The organism is Caballeronia sp. AZ1_KS37, assembly GCF_023631165.1.
Classification (GTDB): domain Bacteria; phylum Pseudomonadota; class Gammaproteobacteria; order Burkholderiales; family Burkholderiaceae; genus Caballeronia; species Caballeronia zhejiangensis.
On sequence record NZ_JALQDP010000011.1, the window covers coordinates 119,339 to 140,793 of the forward strand.

A 21,455-nucleotide genomic window follows, 5' to 3' on the forward strand; every position below is an offset into this window, starting at 1 on the left:
GAACAACCTTTTTCATATTCAAAGGAACAACAAATGCCGAGCAATACTCTCACCACCTACACCGCCGTTGGCAACCGTGAAGACCTTATCGACAAGGTGTTCATGATCAGCCCGTCCGATACGCCGTTTTCGAGTGCTATCGACAAGACTTCGGCTGACGCGTCGTACCATGAATGGCAAACGGACTCGCTTCGTACCCCGTCGCTGTCGAACGCAGCGGTTGAAGGTGCTGACGCGACCTATGCTGCGCAAACGCCGACGACGCGCCTTGGCAACCGTACCCAGATTTTCCAAGACACTTTCTCAGTGTCCGGTACGCAAGACCAAGTGAAGAAGGCTGGCCCGAAAGAAATCGCACGTCTCGCTGCGAAAAAGTCGGTGGAACTCAAGAAGGACGTTGAAGCCGCTGCACTGGCGAACGGTACGGCTGTCGTCGGTTCGACTTCGGTTGGTCGCACGATGCGTGGCGTGAAAGGTTGGTGCGCAACGAACTTCTTCGGCGGTACGGGTTCGGCTGCGCCGGTCTACGGCACGAACACGGCCCCCGTCGCAGGTACGAACCGAGCGTTCACGGAAGCCCTCCTGAAATCGGCGCTGCTTGGTGCGTATCAGAATGGCGGTAATGTCTCGCAGCTTCACGTTCGACCGGCTGACAAGCAGCTTGTTTCGGCCTTCGCTGGCAATGCTACACGCATGCAGTCCATTGACGGTTCTGGTAAGCAAGCTGTTCTGACGACCGCGTATGCCGTCTATGCGTCCGACTTCGGCAACGTCAGCGTGATCCCCAACAGAATTCTCTCCGCTGTTGGGGATAACGCGGCATATGCCATCGACCCGGATATGTGGGGGCTGGCTTCACTCCGTGGCTTCACGAAGACGGAACTGGCACAAACCGGTGACGCGCGAAACTTCCAGATTCTGGCTGAGTTCACGCTTGAAGCACGCAATGAAGCTTCTTCGGCTCAAATCCGCGACCTGTCGTAAACGGTCAAGAAACGTCCAGTTCGTTTCTGCATAAATATTAGGACTACTCCTAGACCCAGTGCAGAAGCCCGGACCATAGAAAAAGGGACGACCTGTCATGGGTCGTCCCTTTTTCGTTTCTGGACCATCACACGCACATGGATCACATCTTTCTACCGGCTCGTAGCCATATCAGCACGTTCAGTCACCAAGACAAGGACGAAACCGTTTTCAAGAAGACTGAAGACTTCAGCGGACTACTCGACACGACCGCCGAACTTCGCAACACGGAAAACACCAAGGCCAAGACCGGTGACACGAAGCTGGTTGCTATGCTTCCCGGCATCGTCATTGAACACTACTGCACCGTCAAAGGCATCACTTGGCAAGAATTCTGGCGCGATCAGAAATGGATCAAAGCTTTGTTGAACGATCCTGAATTTGCGTACTTCAAGACTACTTCTGGTCGGATTTAACCGTCACTTCTTCGAGTAGCGATACAACGGGCTTTGGCCGGTCGCATGACCAAACAACTATAGAGCGAGACACACAGATGGCAATAGTGACCGAAGTCTTTTCCGATCCCGACAACGACCGAACCATCATCAAACGAACAGAGAACTTTGACGGTCTTACCGACACGTTGAAGGCAATGTCCACCGAAGGAATTCATGGACATTTGGACATGCGTCTGATGGGTGTCATTCCCGGAATTCTGATCGAACACTACTGCACGACTCGCAACATCACTTGGGCTGAATTCTTCAACAAGGACGACAGGCGTCACGTCAACGCGATATTAAATGATCCTGATTTTGCGTACTTCCGTGTTGCACCGGGACGGATGTAACCTGCGGCGCTCCCCAATTCAGAGTGAGCCAGTGGCCGATTTACCGAGCCGGTATTTTCGCGAATACGATCTATCTATTTCTTGCCATAAAGCGGGCAATCTGGCTCCCTAGCATATTTTTTTCGACCCTCTCCTTCCTCCGAGAAAATTGCTAAAACATAGTCCCAAGTTGCATTAATGTAGGCCGGTCTTTCAGCGAAATCCATTTCGAGCGCCCATTCATACGGGGTCAGCATGCCGTCTGTGCAATTTGTTAGCCGATTCATATAATAGGAAACCGGATCAGAAATAGGATTATCCCATGCCACCGGCGCGTTTGGGTTCAAAGGTTCGGGTTGAAGCGTTAGTAATCGGCTTATTGGGACAGATGAACTGGACAGAAATTTAGAAAGCTCGCCTAGATGCCAACCTTCCATTCTTCTAGCACTTCCCGGCGGCAATGATCGCATAACTACTGCGAACTCCGATGTGACAGTTGATATGGCCTCCACCAACGCTTCGTCCAGTTTCGCCAAAGCGGTAGCTTTCTCTGTGGGCTGGTCACGATGAATCCAGACCAACTTACCTCTTAGGGCGTATTCAGTTATTGACCTACGAATTTTTTGTAGTGAATCTTGGGTATTATTTATTTGAATGCGGTCCTTTTCAAGTTCTTGCTGGCGATCTTGAATGCAGCCGCCGACGAACGCCGTTAAAGCGAAGCCAATGACCAACAGCGTGACCGGATGTCGCAGCAACGCGTCCACGCCCTTCCAGAACCCTGACTTATCTTTCAGACGAAGCTGATCCCGAAACTTCTTGATCGTCAGCCTTCTTTGCACAACCTTGGACGCTGCCATCGCTGCCCCCGGTGCGTGGAGAGTATGTGAACTATAGACTCTTAAATAGGTCTCGGTGGATTTATTGATTCCTCGGGACAGCGCGAGGGCAAATTTGTTAATTCGACTACCGACTGACAGCGACACAAATCAAGACTGAGGGAAAGCTGGCGTCTTACTGAGAATTCCTTCGATTTCTCGATACATTTCTCCTGTCTCGGCGTTTAACGCAATGATTTCCTCAGTTAACGCGTGGAATTCGTCGTGACTCATTTCGTTTGCAGTTTCCAAGCCTTTCTCCATCAGCACACGAAACCTTGCGAACCCCGCGATGATCGATATCGTGTAACCGATGACTTCAGCCGGAAGAACGTGAATGTCAACACTGCTCAATGCTTTCTCTACGCATTGGGCTTCTGCGCGGTAAGCCACCACCCTTCTGTCGCCAACAACTTTATTGCGGCAACAGAGTAGCGGACCCCGGTGGCGCGCTTGAACGGACCATGCCGCCCTGACAATTTGTTGAAAGGCGTTGATTTTCTCTCGTTCCTCCGACGCTTTCAGTTCTGTTGCATGCTGAACTGTTTTCTGGGACTGCCAGATAGCGATCCACGCGGCAGCGACAATGGCGACGATGGAACCGACAGCCTGAACCCATGCGGCCCATTCACCCGAAGATGCTGAACAGTCAGACATGGCACGCACCCCTGTTCGTCACAGTAGAGCAAGTCTATCACCGCTTCGTTAGACGCCTTCCTGCTTTCTTCGGATCAAGTTGCGCTTCGATTGCTTTGAACGTTCGGTCCAACGTGGTGTTCATATTATGCATCTTTTCACGAAATCCCATACTAGTTCGCTTCGGAACCTCTTTCGATATAGTTTCTTGCACAACCTCTCGGAACCTTGTGAATGTGGATGATACGGTTATAGTGTGGACGACAAGCCCATCAGGAAGCGTATGAAGTTCAATTCTTTGAAGCGCCCTTTCAATGCCGATGATCTCTGGCATGAAATCAACTTGAGTATTGATCGCGGTTCCTATCCCTTCTGGCGTGGCCAACAGTCCGCTGATCTTCCCTTGCCATTCGACCGCAGCTTGGAGAATTTGATGAAATGCCTTTATCTTGTCCTCAACGTCCGCTGTCCGCTGCTTTTTCATTTGACGGCCTTGCCATCCGGCGATGATGGTGGCCGCGACGATGGCAATAACGGAAGCGACCGCTTGGAACCAAGCAGCCCAATCGCCTGATGACCTTGGAACAAAGTTCGACCACCAAGGTTCGGGAGTAGTGGCAGCAGATGCCACGCAGGGCAACATACACAACAAGGACAACGACAGCTTGCGCATAACGATCTCCGGTTTCAGTTTTGCTTCCACATGTTCAGACAGACAGCACTGAAAGCGAATTCAAATACGTCATCGGGTTCCACGTCGAAGGTCTGCCCGCCCACTTCGGCCCATGTGTAGGAAGCAGACGGTTCTTTCCGTGTGGCAACGCGCAACTGACGCAACGTGTGTCGTTGACAGTCAAAAGCCGTATGGTTCCGCCATTCCATCCAGAATCCTTTCGCAGAATCCACCTGCTTCCACCACACTTGTTTCGTTTGCCCGATAGTCGCGATGCTGTCACGGTCAACGATGACTGAAACCGTCATGGGTCCACGGTCAACGGAACGTTCTACGGCTTCGTGAACCACAACCCAGTCAGAAGCAAAAGCCATCGACGGCAGCAGACACAACAGCACCAGCGACTTCCGCATCACATCCCCTCATGTAATCGACCCGGACTAGCCGTTCGCGATTATATCGGCAGATTTCCGCAAATCTTTAACAGACGCGTCTGAACTCACCTGACGGGCTTCTCACTCATCCCCAGACCGTTCCTCACGGTCCTCACTTCCAGACGCAACAACAGGCATACCGCCGAAGGCGCTTTCGCGTCCATTCCATCCAGTACGGGGCAATAGCATGGCGAATATCCAAAAGAAAAACATCCTGAAGTTCATCTCCATTCCATTATTCGCCGTCGCTTCCCTTCTCATTAACTTTGAAGGCGCAACAGACACCGCATATCGCGACACGGCGGGCATTCAAACCGTCTGTGTGGGTTCGACGGCGAACGGACCAGCGAAGGCACCAATCGACGCACGGCACGTCTACACAGCACAGGAATGTGCGAGACGGCTGGAAGCAGACCTTGTCCCGACGTACAAGGCGGTAGTGAAGTCCATCAAGGTCACGGTGACTGACGGCGAGACGGCTGCTTATACATCGTTCGCGTACAACGTTGGCATCGGTGCATGGAACGGCAGTTCGGCACTGAAGCTACTGAATCAAGGAAATCATCGGGCAGCTTGTGACGAACTACCGAAATGGGTCTATGCAGGTGGCGTGAAGGTGCAGGGACTAGTGAATCGCCGTGCCGCAGAACGGAAGTTGTGCATTCAGGGACTGCCCTTGACGGACGTTGATTGAGAACCGAAACGCCTTAACAGCCGGTCCCGGACTCGTTCAATGACTTCATCCACATCATCTAGTGCTTCGCTTACTGCGCCGCTATCGAACCTGAAGCGAGACTTAACCAACATGTCCGCTTCATGGGTCGTCAGTTCAAAGCTGACAGCAACAAGGTCGATAAGGACTATGAAGTCCGAACGGGGCGAAAATTGGTTGAATTGGTTCTCGCCACTGTCGTACATCGCTCGAATACGCGATGACAGATTGGCGCAGTCAGTAGCAGTGAGCAACAAGTTGGCGTAATTGGACACGACAAGGACCCGGAAATGAACGCATCGCGCGGCACCGCGCGCAGATTAAGTTTAACAGCGGTTCGCTCGTTGTCGATGGTGGCAATGAAGTTCAAAAACCATGCTCAACGGACAGAAACACTTCGGCAAGTTGCAAAGATCGTCTGAAAAGGACGATTTGTACAACGGCGAAGGGAAACTGGCTGAATGATGTCCAATCGAAGCCTACCGGTGTTGAACTGGTGGGCTTTTCTGTTTTGGTGAAGAACGAAGTCCGATTGGGTCTAGTCGTCACCCGTTTTTTATGTGCATACAAAGGCATAAATCGGCGCACAGCGGCTTGGTGAAGGACGAAGTCCCATTGGGATCAATCGGTCCGTACAAAGGCGTACCGGTGGCTAGAACTGAGCAGAAAGACCTATCCGAAGGAACCAGTTCACATCACGGCTGAAGCGCAGCGAAGCCGATGATTGTTGCGAAGACGCGAAGCGGATCAAGCAACCGACATAGTGTCCAATGAATGAAGTTATCGAACCCGTTCTTGTCTTTATCCGCTGCTTCGCAGGTATCCGACTTCCGCTGCCGCTTCAGTCGCCTAACCGAAATTTGTTCTTTCTTCACTTGCCCCTGAACGAATCACAGCCCTGCGTTCGCGAAGCGGGGAAGACGCGAAGCGGCTGACCAGACATCATCGGGGACTGGTTTGGGGCTTCGCCCATCGCCTTCGGCTCAGGAACTGGTTTGTTCTTGCTTGGTTCCCAAACCGATCAATGATCAGTCTCAGACCGGTCTCTTTATAGTAATAGTAGGAAACATCGCAAGTCATTGATTTAGCGAGTAATTTCACTTCTGGACTTGCTGTTTTAACGCGTTCTACAGCATGTTCTAGCATCTTTTCTGCCTATTTTATAAGCACATCTAACCAGTCCTCCGAATCTTGGTTAACCGATCAATCCGACATCTGCTGTTTTACTGCAACTTGCCCAACTTTACTCAGCCCATTCATTCGCATCCTGTAGGACTGCGTGCAACCATTCACCAGATAGGTTCGGATTCGACTTAGAACATACTTGCCATTTCACCACCGTTTCGAGATTTTCCTTGCTTTGTTCAAGCACATTTAGGTGTTTGTTCTCGATTGCGCTGTTTCGATGGAAAGCCCACTGATTTCGGATGTTTCTGAAGAAAACGCCACGACTAAATAAGAGTGAAGCAAACAAATTTCACTCACACGTCAGGCTGAAGAAATGAACTACGAAAACCTCATCGCACTTAACGAACTGATCGAAACACCGGCTGAATACTACGAAGACGAAGCAAAGGATCGACCACGCGTCGTTGAAGTCAAATTCAAGCGGACACGAATCCTTGAATCGGACTTGGAAGCTGCTGGTTGGAAACGCACCAAGAATTCCAAGCCGGTCTATCACACCGAATGCGTCCAATGGCTGGACATGGAACATGGTGACTTCCTGAATCGGGAACAAGTCAAAGAACGTGGCGTGACCGTTGCACCGTCGAAGTCATCCCGCATGTTGCTGACACAGGCGATCATCCTGTCTTGTCCGAAGCCGCAACAAGATTTCGTGCGCTACATGCTGAAGCTGCGGAACAAAGGCGGTGGACTGATTATCAGCCAAAAGAAAGCCATCGATCTTTGGATTGATCACGCCTACGCTGGCATCCGCAGCACAGATCGAGCACGTAAGTTCAAGTCTCTGCAAGCGTTTCTCTACAAGCACGGAATCATGCTGAACGAAACCAAGTTCACGACGCACCTGATGATTCAAGGGAAAAGCACCACGAAAGAACTTGCCGGTGAAGAATCACAGATCGTCCGCGTACTTCCGCCAAAGGCCAAGCCCGGTTGCGGACTTCCAAAGTCCGAGACGGAAATTGACTGGAAAGCATGGTCTGATCGTTTCCGCGCGTCTACAGACCGTTTGACGGAACCGTACCGCCAATCTGCTGCATGACACTGCAACGGCAAATCCGACATCACACCGATAGGACACGAACCCTTATGGACGCACCGCATACCGCAGCAGCAGACATCACGACAGAACGGCTGCTTCAAGTCTTGCAAGAAACTCTTGAAGACTTTGTTGAGCTTCGGCAGATGATTGACGAGTTGCAAGGAAGCCAAGGCTGATCATTTGACACCCTGCTTCACCGAATCCCACGAAGCCCGAACAGTTCACCGCTGTTCGGGCTTTTCTGTTTCTGCGTCTCGACTGCCTCGCTAAATATTCCATCGGACCTTGCGTCCAGACATTCACAAGGAATATTCATGGCGCTGAGTTCATATCAAGACCTTCAAGCCACAGTCACACGCTTCGGCAAGCGTCCCGACATCGCGGACCTGATCCCGGACTTCATTGCCCTTGCCGAAGTCAGCCTGAACCGCGTACTTCGCACGACACAGCAGAGAACGCACTACTCCATCACGCCAACCACGGCGTGCGTCAGCCTTCCCACAGACCTGTGCAAGATCGTGAAGGTGTCTTACGGTGGTCATCCCCTTGACGCGATTCCCGAATCCCGTACAGCAACCGATCCGGCATATCAGCAGGACATCGGCTACTCGATTCACGGTGGCAAGCTGTTCCTTCAGGTTCCTAGCCTTGGTTCGGTTCTTCGCATCGAATACTTCCAAGAACTTGAACCGCTGTCCGATGCGAACGTTTCGAACTGGTTGCTGGAAGACGCACCGGACGTGTATCTGTATGCGAGCTTGATTCAATTGGCGCTGTACATCCGAGACGACGCACGGCTTCAAATCTGGACCCAAGCATACACCCAAGTCTTGAACGATCTGATCGACAGTGACAAGGACAGTCAGCTTGCGCAGAACACACCGTTGACCATGAAGGCTGGCTAATCATGGCGTTCATCAACATTTCGGGCTATCAGCCTTCGTCCGATCCGACCGTTCAGAACGCAATCCTGAACTGTTCGAACATGGTTCCGACCATCAACGGCCTTCGCGCGGCTGAATCGGAAGTTCCCGCTGATACGTCTCCCCTTCCGTCACGTTGCTACGGTGCTTCAGCCATCACCAGTCTCGCAGGGACACGCCGTGTCTTCGCCGGAACATCCACGGACTTATATGAGAACATCTCGGGTGACTGGACTAGTGTCACACGGTCTGACGGCTCCTATACCGGTGGCGCGAACGCTTGGCGTTTCGCTCAGTTCGGCAATGCGACGATTGCTTCAAACGGTCAAGACCCGATCCAAGAATCCGTCAATACCGGATCGTTTAAGAACATCGGGTTTGTAAAGTCCATCAGCGTGACGAACGGTGGAACGGGCTATACGACCGCACCGTCCGTGACAATTTCTGGCGGTGGGGGCACTGGCGCGACCGCGACAGCGACCGTTTCTGGTGGTGCCGTGACTGCGATCACGATCACCAACGCTGGTTCAGGCTTCAAGACCGCACCTACAGTTAGCTTCGGTGGTCCCGGTTCGGGCGCAGTAGCAAACGCAGTGATGAACATCGCACCGGCTGCTAAGATTATCGCTGTCACGCAGGGCTTCGTTTTCGGCTTCGACACCACGGACACCATCAACGGCCATCGACCAAACGGTTGGGCTTGTTCGGCACTCTACAACCAAGAAGACTGGTATCCAGCGCAAGCAACGCAAGCCGCATCGGGCGTCATCGTGGACACGCCGGGACCGATCACAGCCGCACGCGAACTTGGAACCAACTTGATCGTGTACAAAGAGAACTCCATGTTCTACGCGACATATCAAGGCGTTCCGGTTATCTGGGCGTTCAATCAGATCAGCCCGGTTATCGGCGTAACCTGCCAAGAAGCTGTGGTCAACGTTGGTTCCCTTCACATCTTCATTGGAACGGACGGTCAAGTCTATTCGACGCAGGGTTCAACACCGATCCCCATTGGCGATGACGTGAAGGATTGGATCGTCGCGACGCGTGACCCTCTGCGTTCGGACGTGATGCAGTCTTATCACGACGCGAACAACACCTTGGTCTATTGGTATTTTTGCAGCGTAAAAAGCAGTGGCGTTCCTGACATCGGCTTGGCGTACAACTATCGCACCGGCAAGTTCGGTCGCGTTGATCGAGACGTTGAAGCCGCGTTGCAGTATGTCACCGGTACGATCACATGGGACGGTTTGGGTACGCTTCCGGGCGTTTCAACATGGGACACCCTTCCGCAAGTGGCGTACAACTCGTCGTTCTGGACTTCAGCTTCCGAACTGCCCGCGATCATCGATTCGAATCACCAGCTTCAGCAGCTATCAGGCGCAAGTACGTCATCGTCCATCACCACGTCTTACTTCGGTGATGACAGCACATACACCGTCCTTCAAGGCATCGTCCCGCGTTTCTCATTCGCACCGAAGACCTGTTCCGGTTCAGGTGTCTGCACATCGCGTCTGGGTCAGACGGGAACAACGTTCAACCTGAGTGACATCTACGATGACACGATGTTCGCGGACGTTTCGTCCCGTTGGTACAGCGTCACGTTGAATTTCGAAGGTCCATGTGAAATCTTGGGCTTCACACCAAACGCCATCAAGAGCGGATCGCAATGAACGTCTCCAAGATTGTCCTTTCCCAGAATCTTCCGCAACTGGTCAACGATCTTCAAAGACAACTGAATCAAATCGTTGACCAGCTAAATGGGATTTCAAGCGGTCGTGTCTCCGCCGTCACCAGCGCCTATACAGCCGCACCTACAGGCGGAACATGGGCCGCTGGTGACTTCGTGACGAACAGTGCGCCTGTTGAACAAGGTTCAGCCGGTTCGAAGTTCGTCATCACAGGTTGGGTCTGTACGGCTGGCGGAAGTCCCGGTACATGGTTGGCTGCACGTTGCCTGACAGGAAACTGATCAAATCGAAGGCTAAATAGTTGGTGCGGATTCCGTCCGCGTTTCCTCTATCGGCCTTCGATGCACAAAGAGTTCCTTCCTATTCGACCGCCTGATGTTCCGTTGTTCATCGACAAGATCGCACCCGGATTAGACCAAATAGAAAGACCGGGCGACTTCTCGAATGAACATGTCTTCGAAGCACTGGCACACGGTCACGCCTTCCTGTTCGTCCTCACCATCGACGGCGAATACAACGGGTTCACCGTTCTCCAAGAAGTCAATGAATTCAACAACAAACGGCTTCACATCTGGCTGACGTTCAGTGACACGCATCAAGACGTTCTCACTGTCTTCAACGATGACATCGAGCGTTGCGCGCAAGCAATGGGTGCCACTTCCATCAGCTTTTCATCCTCACGACCGGCTTGGCAGAAGGTTGCGCCAAGACACGGTTTCGTCCCAAGGGAAACGGTCTATAGCCGTCCCGTCAACAATCCAAAGGAAAATCAAAAATGAGCGGATCATCGGGCGGCGGTTCCCAAACAACCACGCAAGAATTGCCTGATTGGGCGCAAGGCACAGCGAAAGACATCCTGACGCAAGGTACGGCACTTTCCAAACAGACCGCACCCGTCTACACCGGGTCAACGGTTGCCGGACTGACTTCCGATCAGTTGAACGCTATCGCGAACGGCACAACAGCAAGCAATAACGCGACGGCAGCTTCAAACTTGGCGAACAGCTATGCATCTTCGCTTGCTGGTTCCAATCCCTACACCGTGTCGTCCGGTTATACCGGGAACGTGACGGCTGATTCGTCATTGGACCCGTACACATCGGTTGATAACAACCCGTATCTTGCATCGACGGTCGCAGCGTCGAACAAGGCCATCTCTGACGCGTACATGAACGGCACTGCTGCGAATACTGCAACGCAGTTCCGCAATTCGGGTGCTTTTGGTGGTTCGGCAAATCAGCAAGCTGTCGATGCGAATCAGACTGCACTTGGTACGGCACTGTCGAATAACACATCAGCGATGTATAACGCGGCATACAACACCGCTGAACAAGCCGCTGCACAGAAGTCCGCGCAGGCAAACACGGTCGCACTCGCGAATCAATCTGTTGGAACGTCCGCGAACACCGCTGCCAACTCAACGAACGCGAATTCGTATTACTCGAACCTGTCCGCGCAGCTTGCAGCCCTTCAAGGCGCTTCGAGTTCGGCCAACGCTGCTTCATCGTCCGCAAACGCGGCCAATACTCTTGGCATTACTCAGCAGACGACAAATCAGAATCAGCTTCTGGCTGACTATAAGACGTGGCTTGCGCAACAGCCGTATGAAGTTCAGCAACAGTCGATCAACACGCTTTCATCGTCTCTGTCTGCTGCCCTTGGTGCTGGCACACAAGGCACAAGCACGACAACGGCCTCAGGCACGAACGGCAACACGCTTGCGACGCTTCTGGGGCTTGGCGTCACAGGCGCAGGACTCTATGCGGCATCGGCGTAAGGAACTGTGATGCTCTATCAAACACAACAGCAACAACAACTTTCCCCAAGCCAGCAAGCTAATCAGACGCTTCTTCAGAATCGCGGACTTCTGCAATTGCTGGCGGGGAAAACCGGCTTCGGTTCGACTTATGGTTCACCGTTGCTGACAGCCGGAACAGACGCGGGGACGAATTTGGCCGGAACAACGGCAGCGGGTTCGACTGGTCTTCTGAACGGTGCTGCTGGACTGTCCGCATCGGCTTCGCCAGCAATTTCACAAGGCGTCGTTGGTGGTCTTGGTGCAAGCGGTGGAACGACCGCTTTGACGGGTCTTGGCGCTACTTCCGCTGCTGTTCCTGCTGCCGGTGCTAATGCCCTTGCTGCGGCTGGAACAACCGGTGCCACTGAAGGCGCTGCCAGTGCGACCGCAGCCGGTATCGCCCCGTCCGCTGCGACTGCCGGTTCCGGCCTTTCATCGGCTGCGGCTGGCGGTCTATGGGGCGTCGCTGGAAACATTGCCGGTTCGTATGTTCAAGGATTGGCAAGTCCAGACCATCACGGCAACTCAGCCGCGAATATCGCTGGATCAGCCTTGAAAGGTGCTGGCACTGGCGCGGCAATCGGTTCGATCATCCCCGGCGTTGGAACGGCTATCGGTGGTGCAGTTGGCGGTGTACTTGGTGCGCTTTCGACCTTGTTCTGACCGACGATCATAAATATTAGAAAGGAATCCATCGAATGCCATCAACTACAAACCCTTTGGCCGGAATCGGTCTTCTCGACGTAATCAAGAACCTCTATGGGCTCGATCTTCGGACCGCGCAGGCACAGACCGGCAGCGGTGCGCCGTATGGTTACGGTGAAGCTGCACCGGCAGCACCGTCTGCCCCGGATTCACCCTATGTCAATCAAGCTGGTCCAGCCGGAACGAACGCAACACCGGCTGATCTTGCCTATCAGCAAGCAGCGCAGGCTTCGAACGGTTCGCTTGGCGACACGTTGACCTCTATTGGTCGCGCCATCACCAAGAAGGTTTCACCGTTGCTGAATCTTCCCGACACGTTGAATGATGCTGCTGCGGACGCTTCAAACAACGCAGCAGTCGGCACAGGTGCGCCGATGGGTTTTGGTGGTCAAGGTGGACAGGCAAGCAACGTTGTTCCGTCGAACCTTTTGGCAACTATCCAAACTTCTTCAACGCCGTCATCGACACCGGCACCGATTGCGCACGGTGCGCCGACCGCCAAGGCGACAGTGACGGCACAAGGCGCGACCGTTGCGCCTGTAGTGCCTGCGACACCTGTGACGACCGATACACCGATTGCTTTGGCTACCGGTGCGCCGGATGTCACGCTGGATGCAAACAGCAACGTCATCGACCCGAACGTATCGGCACCGACTCAGAACTTGTCGAACACGGATCGCGAGTCGAACCCGTTCCAGAATCAACTTGGATTGTTCAATCAACAAGCTGCTGACTTGGCTGCGAATCCTGATCCGCAGGCGGCAAAGGGTCTTCTTGGTTCACTGTCGGACACGCTTGGCGACTATTCGACCAAGTTGAAATCACTGTCACCGGCTGCTTCGCAAGGCTTGATTCAGGCGGGGCTTGGTATTTTGGCCGGGAATGATGGTCGGCATTCGCTTGGTCAGGTTCTTGGTGCTGCCGGTGCTTCTGGTATGCAAACCTATTCGACCGCGAAGCAACAAGCACTGGTCAATGCTCAGAAGGTCCAACAGCAAGCGACAGAAAACGCCAAGTTCGCTTTGGACATTCAGAAGGCTGCGTCCGAAGACGCGGCACGAAAAGACAACAGTGACGCACGACGCCAAGAGATTGCAATTCAGGCACAGAACGCGACCACGGCGGCACTGAAGGCTAACGCTGAGATGAACGGCACCATGAAATGGGTCACTGTCCAGCAACCCGATGGATCGTATGTGCAGCAAGGCTTCGACCGTAGCGGCAAGCCGACTTCAGTGATTCCCGCTTCCGCTGATGATGTTGCGAAGCTGACGCAGACGAAAGCGCCGACAGAAGGTCAATCCAAGGCCGCTGGTTACGCGAATCGTCTCATTCAGAACGAATCGGTCATTCAGAGTACCTACCCTTCAATGCAGGGTGTTGGCGGTGTCTGGAACAACCTTGCACCGAACATCTTGAAATCGACCGCTTATCAGCAATACGAAGCCGCGAAGGGCAACTGGATTGCCGCGTTGCTGCGTCAAGAATCCGGTGCTGCAATCGGTAAAGAAGAATACGCCACAGCGGATAAGCAGTACTTCCCGCAACCGGGCGATAGTCAAGCGGTCATCGATCAGAAGGCCGCGCTTCGCGCAACCGCTACACAGTCGATGATTGGTGCGGCTGGTCCGAACTATAAGCCGACTGTAACGGCATCACAGCCTACATCGTCGGCGACGCAAGATTACATGGCGAAGAAAGCCGTAGTTATCAAGGCCGCGCAAGCTGGCAACCCTTCCGCAATCGCTGCCGCGCGTAGTGCTGGCTGGACATTCTAAGAACAACATTCAAGGCGAACTATGCCGGATACCAATCAAGACATCGACTATCAAGCCCTTGTAGATCAAGTGAACGCTGCCGCTGGCAAGCCCCTTGAAGCGACACCAGCGGCATTTGCTGCTTACTATGGCCCGATGGCGCAGAAGATTTCCGATCAGACCGGCATCGACGCCAATACTATCCTTGGACAGTTCGGACTTGAAACCGGATGGGGCAAGTCCATCGTTCCCGGCACGAACAACCTTGGAAACATTAAGGACTTCAGCAAGTCGGGGAATGGTGTATCGGCTGTCGATAACCAGACCGGAACTACCGACAAGTATCGTAAGTACGCTTCCCTTGATGACTTTGCAAACGACTACGCGAACCTTATCAACTCCCGCTACAAGTCCGCGCTGAACACCGGCACTGATGCAGCGGCAACAGCGAAAGCCTTGGCGATGGGTGGATATGCAACCGATCCACACTACGCGTCGAAGGTGGTGAACGCAACTGCCACGATTGCGAAGGCGCGCGGTCTTCGCCCGGATGACTCGACATCGGGTTCCGGTTCGGCCATGAATCCCATTTCATCTGCGAACGCTGCCGGAAGTGTTCCGCGCAATTCCGATGGTTCGGTGAATTATCAAGCCCTTGTGGATTCGTTGAAGAACCATCCGGGTAACGATTCGTCCGGTATCGGTTCGACCATCGCTGACTTTGCAGACGGTGCGGCTGTCGGTGCTGGCACGACGGGCCTTGGTGCGGTTGCGTTGGCTGGTCGTGGCGTCAAGGCGGCTGGTGATGCTCTGGGATCGGACGGTCTGTCATCGGTTGGTTCCTTTTTGAACGACCATGCAACCACCGCAGTAAAGAATCTCGAACAACACCAACAGAACTACACAGGCGGTTCCACGGCTGGCAAGGTTGGTAACTTTGTTGGTGAAGCTGCTGCAACGCTTCCGCTTGCTTTGGTCACTGGTCCCCTTGGTGCGACGGTAGAAGGTGCAGCAATTCTTGGACGTGCTGCACCATTTGTCGCTGGTGCTATCGATGCAGGTACACAAGGCGCGATCCTTGGCGCATCACAAGCTGCCGGTCGCGGACAGTCCGATCTGGTCACGCCCGCTGTCATCGGTGGTGCTGGCGGTGCAGTCATCGGCGGTACTGTCGGTTATGGTGCTTCGAAGCTGTCGCAATACCTGAACGGTGCGGGCAAAGACTTCAATGCTGCCGTCGATGCGACGCTTGGAAAGAGCGCAGGGAATGCAGCTACCGACGCAAATGCGGCTGCTGGCGCTGCTACGGGCGCATCTGAAGACGTAGGCGGTCTTGCTTCGCGCATGATGGGCGTTGGTCGCGACACGGTTGACGACGCTAAGACAAAGATCAACACCATCGGCATGACCCCGGAAGAAAAGGCGCTGATGGTCGCACGCGAAAGCTTGGGACCGGACTTCGAATCTCTCTTGAAGCAATCGCAATACACGCTTCCTGACAACTTCGTTGGACCGGCTGTTCCTGATGCTCTGGTCCCAGTCGCGAATAAGATTCCGTTGACGGCAGCGCAGCAGGTTGATTCGCCGCGCATGGCCCTTCTCGCCAAGAACATCGGCAACTATTCGCCTGAAGCTAAGGCGTCAATGGCTGATTTCGCGATGGCGCAGCAACAAGGCATTCATAGCGCAGTTGATGCGATTACACCCGAACAGGCAACCATCAACGCACTGAAGAAGGAACGCGCGGACGCAGTCTCCAAGCTGTATGCGCAGAATGATTCAACGTTGGTCCCGGTGGAACAGTTCGGTCAAGACTTGCTTGATCGTCCTGCTATCAAGACTGCGTTGAAGAACGCTGCGCTGGTGATGAAGAACGCTGGTGACGATGTTGCGCCGATCATGCGCCAGACGCCGGAAGAAGCGATGCTTGCCGTGAAGAATGCTGGTGGTTCTGCTGCCGATCAGTTGAAGGCTTTGCAAGACGCTGCGGCACAAGCGGAAAGTACGGCACCGACTCACATCAGCGGACGACATTATCAAATCGCTGAACAGGATTTGCGTGACCAAGCGTCGAACATGACGACCGCAACACCGGCTGAGCGCAGTGCGGCAAAAGCTGCGCTGAAGGATTTTCAAGCTGCCGGGGAACAACATTTCCCGCTGTGGTCCGAAGCGCAAGACACTTACGCACGTTTGTCCAAGCCGGTGACGGATGCTGAATTCATGCAGAACTTCAGTCAGCATCCTGCAACGACGATGATGAACGGTGATACAAAAAATGTGACCGCCACGAACTTCAATTCCGCCTACAAAGGCGCGATGAACCAAGGTTCAGCGAAGACTTACGGCATCACCGATGAAGCACAGCAGCAGCTTAATGCGCTTCAAAGCAAAGTCAACGCAATCGCCCGGACGAATCAGAAAGCAAGCGCAGCCGGTTCCGACACCGCGCAGAACTTTGCTGGAATGCAAAGCATCGAGAACATCCTTGGCAAGAACACTGCCGGTGGTGGTCTTTCACCCGCAGATTTGCTTATGTCGTCTGGCACCGTCAAAGGCACTGTCGTTGGATTGGCAAAGAAGGCTTTCGAAAAGGCACAACAGCCGATCCGTGATGCCGCTGTGCGTTCAGTCCAAGAAGTGGTTCAGAACCCCGCTGGACTGGCACAACTGGTCGAAACTGTCGCGAAACAAGGCGGCAAGTTGTCCAAGGAAGCCAGCAGCCTTCTGAACGATACGGCACAGGCTTCGCCCGGAACAGTGGCAAGCATGGTTCAAGGTGCCAGCCTTCAAGGTAAAACCACGATTCTGAACGAACTGACAGCTTCATCGAAGAAAAAGGTTCTGCCGTTCCTGACGACAGTTGCGCAGCAAACGTCCCTGACTGGTCTATTGCAGTCGATCCAAGGCGATAACAAAAACAAGAAGTGATACGTCCGCTAAATATTGATTGGACGTTTCACAGCCATATTCATAAGGATAACTACAAATGCCAGTTCCGTCATCCTTCACGGACCTTTCCACAACACCTTCGCTGAATTCACCGGCCAGTTCCGAGACGGTTGGTCCGAACGCGAATGAATACCTTCAATCGGTGTTCTCGTTCATCAAGCAGATTTACAACGGCACATGGAAGCCAGCCGCAGCAATTGACCTGAACGGTCAGAAGCTGACCAATATTGCTAAAGGGACAATCAGTACTTCAAGTACCGATGCAGTACGCGGGGACCAGCTTTACACGGTCGGTGAAGTTCGCATGTGGCACGGCGCAGTTGCGAGCATTTCGACCACATGGGGACCGGGTTGGTACTTGTGCGACGGCAATCACGGCACGGCGAACTTGGTTGATCGGTTCATCGTGGGTGCTGGTTCTACCTACGCGATGGGTGCCACAGGTGGTGCTGCTACGGTCGCACTCAGTGTTGCGAATATGCCTTCGCACTCACATGGCGTGAGCGATCCGGGGCACAACCACGGAATCTACGATCCGGGCCACAACCATTACGTGAACGATCCCGGCCACGCGCATTCGATTCCCGGAAACATTGCCATTCAAGGTTCGACGTATTCACAGGAAGGCACGAATACCCGCTTGTTCAATCTGGGCGGTTGGAATACGAACGCTTCAGGCACCGGCATTTGGCTGAATTCTTCAGGAACGGGTATTGGCCTCTATGCCAGCGGCACCGGCATTTCAATTCAAGCGAACGGCTCGGGGACTGCGGTCGAAAATCGACCGCCCTACTACGCGTTGTGCTTCATTGAATATCGGGGCGTCTGATGCTGAATGTCTACATCGGCGCAACGTTTCAGATGGTCGGTGGACTTCAGAAAGACGGCGCACCTTCTGATTTCTCAGGCTGGACACTGACAGCCAATCTCTACGACCAGACCGGCAGCACTTTACTCAGCAATCTGAACACGAACTGGTTGGACATCACGCAAGGGTTGCTGACTCTCACTGCCCCTGACACATCGTCATGGCCCGCTGGTAAGGCGCGCATCGACTGTCAACTTGTCACCCCATCGGGCGAAATCGTTCTTGGTCCGCCCACCTACCTTCGCATCCTGCAATCTCCCCTGAGCTAATCAATGGAAATTTCACTTCTTCTATCCAACGATTCCGGCTCGTTTCAAACGATTCTTGGTCAGTTCATCGCGAACGAATCGGCTTCAGCGATTGCAAGCGCAGCGGCATCCGCTGAAAGTGCGGCTGAATCGGCGTCAAGCGCGGCAGCATCGTTCAATTCGGCAGCTAGTTCGCAAAGCAGCGCGGCGCAATCGGCTAATTCGGCCACGGCAGCGGGTGTCAGCGAAACGAACGCTGGAAACAGCGCGACAGCATCGGCTAATTCGGCCACTGCTGCGGATGCAAGTGCGACTGGTGCAGCGAATAGCGCCCTAAACGCCGGGAGTTCTGCATCAAGCGCAAGCGCATCAGCAAGTAGTGCTGCGACTTCTGTTACGAACGCTCAGAACGCGGCCACGACTGCACAGAATTGGGCTTCACAAGCAACCGGTACGGTCGATGGCGTCAGCTTTTCGGCCAAGTATTATTCGGGCGTCGCACAGGCTGCGGCAGCTTCCATCACGCTTCCCATACCCACATCGAGTGGCGGAACCGGTAAAACGTCTCATACCGCGAATTCGATTCTGGTTGGTAACGGGACAAGCGCAGTTCAGAACATTGGACCCGGCACCAACGGTCAAATGCTGCTTGGCGTGACCAGCGGTGCGCCCTATTGGGGAAACAATCCTGCAATCAGTGGCGCGACCGTCGATAACACGATCATCGGTGGCTTGACTCCCGCTGCGGGGACGTTTAGCAGCTTGAATTCGAATGGTGCAATGTCAGTCAACTATTCGAGCGCCACACTCAGCGTCAACGATTCCAGCGGTAGCGGGCAAGCGAAAGTCTTATTGCGCGCGAATAATGCATCGACTTGGGGCCTTAACTCTATCTCGACAAGCAAGCAATTCCGGTTGGATCGATATGTCAGCGGATCATTCGTTGATAGTCCCGTCACTGTAGATAATACGACCGGTGCTGTGTCGCTAACTAATTCTTTGCAAGTCGGCGGTAGTGCCACAGTTTCTGGTGTCGTAAATGCCAACAGTGGTGTGACGTTCCCGGATGGCTATGTGCAGTTGATCGCGCCGACTGGTCGCAATCGCATCATCAATGGCGACTGTAATGTCCAACAGCGGGCAGCGGCACTGTTCAGTAATGCCGGGACGAACAATGGATATGGTGCATGTGATCGTTGGCGTACCGTGATGACTTTGACGACTGGTGTAATTCAGGCGGGCTACAACAACGCTTTCGCGGACCCTGTAACTGGTGCGGTAAAGAATTGGGTATATTCTCAAGCGACAACGGCGATCACGTCTATATCAGCAACGGGCTTCTTGTCTGGCATTCACCAAATCGTCGAAGGCTTGAATTCCTATGACTTGCTTGGTCAACAAGTGACCGTATCGTTCCTGTTCCGTTCGAGCGTTGCAGGTACATACAGCGTGGCGTTGAAAGATGGCGGCAATGCAAACTCTTGCGTCAAGACGTTCAGCTATCCGGTAGCACTGGCTATTCAGAGAGTCGTCCTGACATTTGCAACTGTTCCCACATCTGTCGCGATTCCTAAAAGTACTGCTGCTGGTTTGCAATTGTTCATCGGTGCCCTTGGAACGGCAGTCACTACGTCCACACTGGATACTTGGCAAGCTGGCGCGAATATCGTTGCAACGGGTTCTGTCAATTGGGGCGTGTCAACCAACAATGCGATTTGGGCTACCGATATTCAGGTTGAAGCTGGACCGGCTGCTACGTATTTCGAGAAGAAGCTGTTCGTCGAACAATACTTGGCATGTGAACGGTACTACCAGATCATCCCCATCCTGAAGTTCTGGGGCTACGGTAATGCTGGTGGTCAGATCGGTCAGACGCAAAGCCTCCCGGTTCCGATGCGCGCCACTCCGACCGCTGTACTGAGTGCTGTGTCTTATGGTAATGCCAACGGGTACACACTCGAAAGTATCAATAACCAAGTGATTACGGCATATGCAAACATCACGGCTACTGGTGGTGGTTCTGCGGCGGCAACCATCACTCTCAATGCGGAACTGTAAATGGCTATGAAGTACAGCATTAATCAAGCTGGTGTCATTGTCCGGGATGATGGAGCGATCATCCCGGTTGATTCCCAAAACACCGACTATATTGAATATCTCGCGTGGTGTGCATCGGGAAATACAGCGATACCGTATGCGGGACCGGATGAAGCATGGTCGCAATATCAAATCGACGCGAAGACATCACTCGATTTGAGCGATGTGACGATAATGCGATGCATTGAAAACAACGTGACAGTTCCGCAAGAGTGGAAGGATTATCGCAAGGCGTTGCGTCTAATCGTCTCGACTGTATCAGGGGATGCTTCCCAAGCGTTTCCAGTGCGACCCGAATATCCCGAAGGTAGTTAATAAATACAAAGAAGACAAATGGACAATTCACCTTTCTCGCCAGCGGCGACTTCAACCACTGCCGTTGGCGCAGCGGTTTATACGACCTTCGGACTTCCCCTTTCCGACATCGTTTCGATATTCACCATCATTTTCCTGCTTGCACAACTGTTCGCATATAGTCCGCGCATCTGGAACACGATTCGGGCTTGGTATCTGAAGATGTTCAAGAAGGATTCGAAGTTGTTTGACGACCTTGCTGACCATACGGACATCGAGCACTGACCTACGTGAATTGGCCCCAGAACGGGATGCATATCGACCCAACAAAGTCGATGATGCATCCCTGTCTTACAGGTGCAATCGTGTTGTTACTCTGGGACACTTCTGGGACAATCAGACCCGAGACATCGACAGAACGCTTGGCTGGAACGCTTGCTGGATGGTGCATCAATGGTCTTCATTTACCTTGAAACGCCGATGGCACGTCTGATACGACGGATATTTGCGCGGCAGCGTGGACCATGACGCCCCGCTGTACATGACCCAGAGGACACCGTTGAGCACGGCGCGGGTATTGGCGAGCGGCCGGCCCCGCAACTCCGAACGCGGACGCAGTTCGGGAAGCAGCGGTGCAACCATCTGCCATTCTTCGTCGGACATGTCGCGATAGGGCTTCACGGTAGTTTCTCCAATTTACTGACTGATAACCGGTATCGACGATACCGAGTACCTGAAAGCCAGCAAATCGGAGTGGTCCGAATCTT

Annotated in this window: 24 protein-coding genes; 19 read left to right on the forward strand and 5 right to left on the reverse strand. The window is 53.5% G+C overall.

What is annotated here, in order from left to right; all coding sequences use genetic code 11:
* The first annotated feature begins 33 nt into the window (after positions 1-33).
* The 3 genes from NCS00_RS08495 to NCS00_RS08505 all read left to right on the forward strand — a co-directional run bounded on the left by NCS00_RS08495 (position 34) and on the right by NCS00_RS08505 (position 1,813).
* On the forward strand, positions 34-984 hold the full coding sequence (locus NCS00_RS08495) for an SU10 major capsid protein (RefSeq protein WP_250439875.1): 951 nt from the start codon (positions 34-36) through the stop codon (positions 982-984).
* 137 nt (positions 985-1,121) lie between these two features.
* Positions 1,122-1,439, forward strand: a complete 318-nt coding sequence (locus tag NCS00_RS08500) for a hypothetical protein (protein WP_250439876.1) — start codon at positions 1,122-1,124, stop codon at positions 1,437-1,439.
* Between the two features lie 77 nt (positions 1,440-1,516).
* Positions 1,517-1,813 carry a hypothetical protein gene (locus NCS00_RS08505; RefSeq protein ID WP_250439877.1) on the forward strand — a complete coding sequence of 99 codons (297 nt, stop codon included), beginning with the start codon at positions 1,517-1,519 and terminating at the stop codon, positions 1,811-1,813.
* 74 nt (positions 1,814-1,887) lie between these two features.
* On the opposite strand, the gene NCS00_RS08510 is transcribed toward NCS00_RS08505, so the two are convergent.
* The 4 genes from NCS00_RS08510 to NCS00_RS08525 form a co-directional block, all read right to left on the reverse strand.
* Positions 1,888-2,652, reverse strand: coding sequence for a hypothetical protein (locus tag NCS00_RS08510; RefSeq protein WP_250439878.1), 765 nt, complete (start codon positions 2,650-2,652; stop codon positions 1,888-1,890).
* A 129-nt stretch (positions 2,653-2,781) separates the two neighbouring features.
* Entirely contained in the window at positions 2,782-3,327 is a 546-nt protein-coding gene (locus tag NCS00_RS08515; protein WP_250439879.1) for a hypothetical protein, read from the reverse strand.
* A gap of 37 nt (positions 3,328-3,364) precedes the next feature.
* Positions 3,365-3,979 (reverse strand): hypothetical protein, encoded by a 615-nt coding sequence (locus NCS00_RS08520; RefSeq protein ID WP_250439880.1) that lies wholly within the window; start codon positions 3,977-3,979, stop codon positions 3,365-3,367.
* A gap of 14 nt (positions 3,980-3,993) precedes the next feature.
* Positions 3,994-4,392, reverse strand: a complete 399-nt coding sequence (locus NCS00_RS08525) for a hypothetical protein (protein WP_250439881.1) — start codon at positions 4,390-4,392, stop codon at positions 3,994-3,996.
* 208 nt (positions 4,393-4,600) lie between these two features.
* Here NCS00_RS08525 and NCS00_RS08530 point away from each other — a divergent pair, with 208 nt between their 5' ends.
* The 16 genes from NCS00_RS08530 to NCS00_RS08600 all read left to right on the forward strand — a co-directional run bounded on the left by NCS00_RS08530 (position 4,601) and on the right by NCS00_RS08600 (position 20,973).
* Positions 4,601-5,107, forward strand: a complete 507-nt coding sequence (locus tag NCS00_RS08530) for a lysozyme (protein ID WP_250439882.1) — start codon at positions 4,601-4,603, stop codon at positions 5,105-5,107.
* Positions 5,108-6,626: 1,519 nt separating this feature from the next.
* Entirely contained in the window at positions 6,627-7,355 is a 729-nt protein-coding gene (locus NCS00_RS08535) for a hypothetical protein (protein WP_250439884.1), read from the forward strand.
* Between the two features lie 47 nt (positions 7,356-7,402).
* Positions 7,403-7,531, forward strand: coding sequence for a hypothetical protein (locus NCS00_RS33325; RefSeq protein ID WP_284508113.1), 129 nt, complete (start codon positions 7,403-7,405; stop codon positions 7,529-7,531).
* 138 nt (positions 7,532-7,669) lie between these two features.
* The gene (locus NCS00_RS08540; RefSeq protein WP_250439885.1) at positions 7,670-8,260 is read left to right on the forward strand and encodes a phage adaptor protein; all 591 of its coding nucleotides are present in this window, start codon (positions 7,670-7,672) and stop codon (positions 8,258-8,260) included.
* A 2-nt stretch (positions 8,261-8,262) separates the two neighbouring features.
* Positions 8,263-9,951, forward strand: a complete 1,689-nt coding sequence (locus NCS00_RS08545) for a hypothetical protein (RefSeq protein WP_250439886.1) — start codon at positions 8,263-8,265, stop codon at positions 9,949-9,951.
* Positions 9,948-10,250, forward strand: a complete 303-nt coding sequence (locus NCS00_RS08550; protein WP_250439887.1) for a tol-pal system YbgF family protein — start codon at positions 9,948-9,950, stop codon at positions 10,248-10,250. Before NCS00_RS08545 ends, NCS00_RS08550 begins: the two co-directional genes overlap by 4 nt.
* Before the next feature lie 102 nt (positions 10,251-10,352).
* Positions 10,353-10,748: a hypothetical protein gene (locus NCS00_RS08555; RefSeq protein ID WP_250439888.1), complete on the forward strand. Its 396-nt coding sequence runs from the start codon at positions 10,353-10,355 to the stop codon at positions 10,746-10,748.
* The gene (locus NCS00_RS08560) at positions 10,745-11,746 is read left to right on the forward strand and encodes a hypothetical protein (RefSeq protein WP_250439889.1); all 1,002 of its coding nucleotides are present in this window, start codon (positions 10,745-10,747) and stop codon (positions 11,744-11,746) included. The genes NCS00_RS08555 and NCS00_RS08560 overlap by 4 nt, the downstream gene beginning before the upstream one ends.
* Positions 11,747-11,755: 9 nt before the next feature.
* Entirely contained in the window at positions 11,756-12,430 is a 675-nt protein-coding gene (locus NCS00_RS08565; RefSeq protein ID WP_250439890.1) for a hypothetical protein, read from the forward strand.
* Between the two features lie 35 nt (positions 12,431-12,465).
* Entirely contained in the window at positions 12,466-14,250 is a 1,785-nt protein-coding gene (locus tag NCS00_RS08570; protein ID WP_250439891.1) for a hypothetical protein, read from the forward strand.
* 21 nt (positions 14,251-14,271) lie between these two features.
* Positions 14,272-17,160 carry a glucosaminidase domain-containing protein gene (locus NCS00_RS08575; protein ID WP_250439892.1) on the forward strand — a complete coding sequence of 963 codons (2,889 nt, stop codon included), beginning with the start codon at positions 14,272-14,274 and terminating at the stop codon, positions 17,158-17,160.
* Positions 17,161-17,218: 58 nt separating this feature from the next.
* Positions 17,219-18,010 carry a hypothetical protein gene (locus NCS00_RS08580; protein ID WP_250439894.1) on the forward strand — a complete coding sequence of 264 codons (792 nt, stop codon included), beginning with the start codon at positions 17,219-17,221 and terminating at the stop codon, positions 18,008-18,010.
* Complete coding sequence (locus NCS00_RS08585) at positions 18,010-18,318, forward strand: hypothetical protein (protein ID WP_250439896.1); 309 nt, start codon at positions 18,010-18,012, stop codon at positions 18,316-18,318. The genes NCS00_RS08580 and NCS00_RS08585 overlap by 1 nt, the downstream gene beginning before the upstream one ends.
* 3 nt (positions 18,319-18,321) lie before the next feature.
* Entirely contained in the window at positions 18,322-20,355 is a 2,034-nt protein-coding gene (locus NCS00_RS08590) for a hypothetical protein (protein WP_250439898.1), read from the forward strand.
* On the forward strand, positions 20,356-20,709 hold the full coding sequence (locus NCS00_RS08595; protein ID WP_250439900.1) for a hypothetical protein: 354 nt from the start codon (positions 20,356-20,358) through the stop codon (positions 20,707-20,709).
* Between the two features lie 18 nt (positions 20,710-20,727).
* Positions 20,728-20,973: a hypothetical protein gene (locus NCS00_RS08600; RefSeq protein WP_250439901.1), complete on the forward strand. Its 246-nt coding sequence runs from the start codon at positions 20,728-20,730 to the stop codon at positions 20,971-20,973.
* Positions 20,974-21,138: 165 nt separating this feature from the next.
* On the opposite strand, the gene NCS00_RS08605 is transcribed toward NCS00_RS08600, so the two are convergent.
* Complete coding sequence (locus NCS00_RS08605) at positions 21,139-21,369, reverse strand: transposase (RefSeq protein ID WP_250439902.1); 231 nt, start codon at positions 21,367-21,369, stop codon at positions 21,139-21,141.
* Positions 21,370-21,455 lie beyond the last annotated feature (86 nt).

Bases quoted from the DNA above. Each gene is read 5' to 3' on its own strand.
- NCS00_RS08495 (WP_250439875.1), top strand. From the start codon at position 34: ATGCCGAGCAATACTCTCACCACCTACACCGCCGTTGGCAACCGTGAA.
- NCS00_RS08500 (WP_250439876.1), top strand. From the start codon at position 1,122: ATGGATCACATCTTTCTACCGGCTCGTAGCCATATCAGCACGTTCAGT.
- NCS00_RS08505 (WP_250439877.1), top strand. From the start codon at position 1,517: ATGGCAATAGTGACCGAAGTCTTTTCCGATCCCGACAACGACCGAACC.
- NCS00_RS08510 (WP_250439878.1), bottom strand. From the start codon at position 2,652: ATGGCAGCGTCCAAGGTTGTGCAAAGAAGGCTGACGATCAAGAAGTTT.
- NCS00_RS08515 (WP_250439879.1), bottom strand. From the start codon at position 3,327: ATGTCTGACTGTTCAGCATCTTCGGGTGAATGGGCCGCATGGGTTCAG.
- NCS00_RS08520 (WP_250439880.1), bottom strand. From the start codon at position 3,979: ATGCGCAAGCTGTCGTTGTCCTTGTTGTGTATGTTGCCCTGCGTGGCA.
- NCS00_RS08525 (WP_250439881.1), bottom strand. From the start codon at position 4,392: ATGCGGAAGTCGCTGGTGCTGTTGTGTCTGCTGCCGTCGATGGCTTTT.
- NCS00_RS08530 (WP_250439882.1), top strand. From the start codon at position 4,601: ATGGCGAATATCCAAAAGAAAAACATCCTGAAGTTCATCTCCATTCCA.
- NCS00_RS08535 (WP_250439884.1), top strand. From the start codon at position 6,627: ATGAACTACGAAAACCTCATCGCACTTAACGAACTGATCGAAACACCG.
- NCS00_RS33325 (WP_284508113.1), top strand. From the start codon at position 7,403: ATGGACGCACCGCATACCGCAGCAGCAGACATCACGACAGAACGGCTG.
- NCS00_RS08540 (WP_250439885.1), top strand. From the start codon at position 7,670: ATGGCGCTGAGTTCATATCAAGACCTTCAAGCCACAGTCACACGCTTC.
- NCS00_RS08545 (WP_250439886.1), top strand. From the start codon at position 8,263: ATGGCGTTCATCAACATTTCGGGCTATCAGCCTTCGTCCGATCCGACC.
- NCS00_RS08550 (WP_250439887.1), top strand. From the start codon at position 9,948: ATGAACGTCTCCAAGATTGTCCTTTCCCAGAATCTTCCGCAACTGGTC.
- NCS00_RS08560 (WP_250439889.1), top strand. From the start codon at position 10,745: ATGAGCGGATCATCGGGCGGCGGTTCCCAAACAACCACGCAAGAATTG.
- NCS00_RS08565 (WP_250439890.1), top strand. From the start codon at position 11,756: ATGCTCTATCAAACACAACAGCAACAACAACTTTCCCCAAGCCAGCAA.
- NCS00_RS08570 (WP_250439891.1), top strand. From the start codon at position 12,466: ATGCCATCAACTACAAACCCTTTGGCCGGAATCGGTCTTCTCGACGTA.
- NCS00_RS08575 (WP_250439892.1), top strand. From the start codon at position 14,272: ATGCCGGATACCAATCAAGACATCGACTATCAAGCCCTTGTAGATCAA.
- NCS00_RS08580 (WP_250439894.1), top strand. From the start codon at position 17,219: ATGCCAGTTCCGTCATCCTTCACGGACCTTTCCACAACACCTTCGCTG.
- NCS00_RS08585 (WP_250439896.1), top strand. From the start codon at position 18,010: ATGCTGAATGTCTACATCGGCGCAACGTTTCAGATGGTCGGTGGACTT.
- NCS00_RS08590 (WP_250439898.1), top strand. From the start codon at position 18,322: ATGGAAATTTCACTTCTTCTATCCAACGATTCCGGCTCGTTTCAAACG.
- NCS00_RS08595 (WP_250439900.1), top strand. From the start codon at position 20,356: ATGGCTATGAAGTACAGCATTAATCAAGCTGGTGTCATTGTCCGGGAT.
- NCS00_RS08600 (WP_250439901.1), top strand. From the start codon at position 20,728: ATGGACAATTCACCTTTCTCGCCAGCGGCGACTTCAACCACTGCCGTT.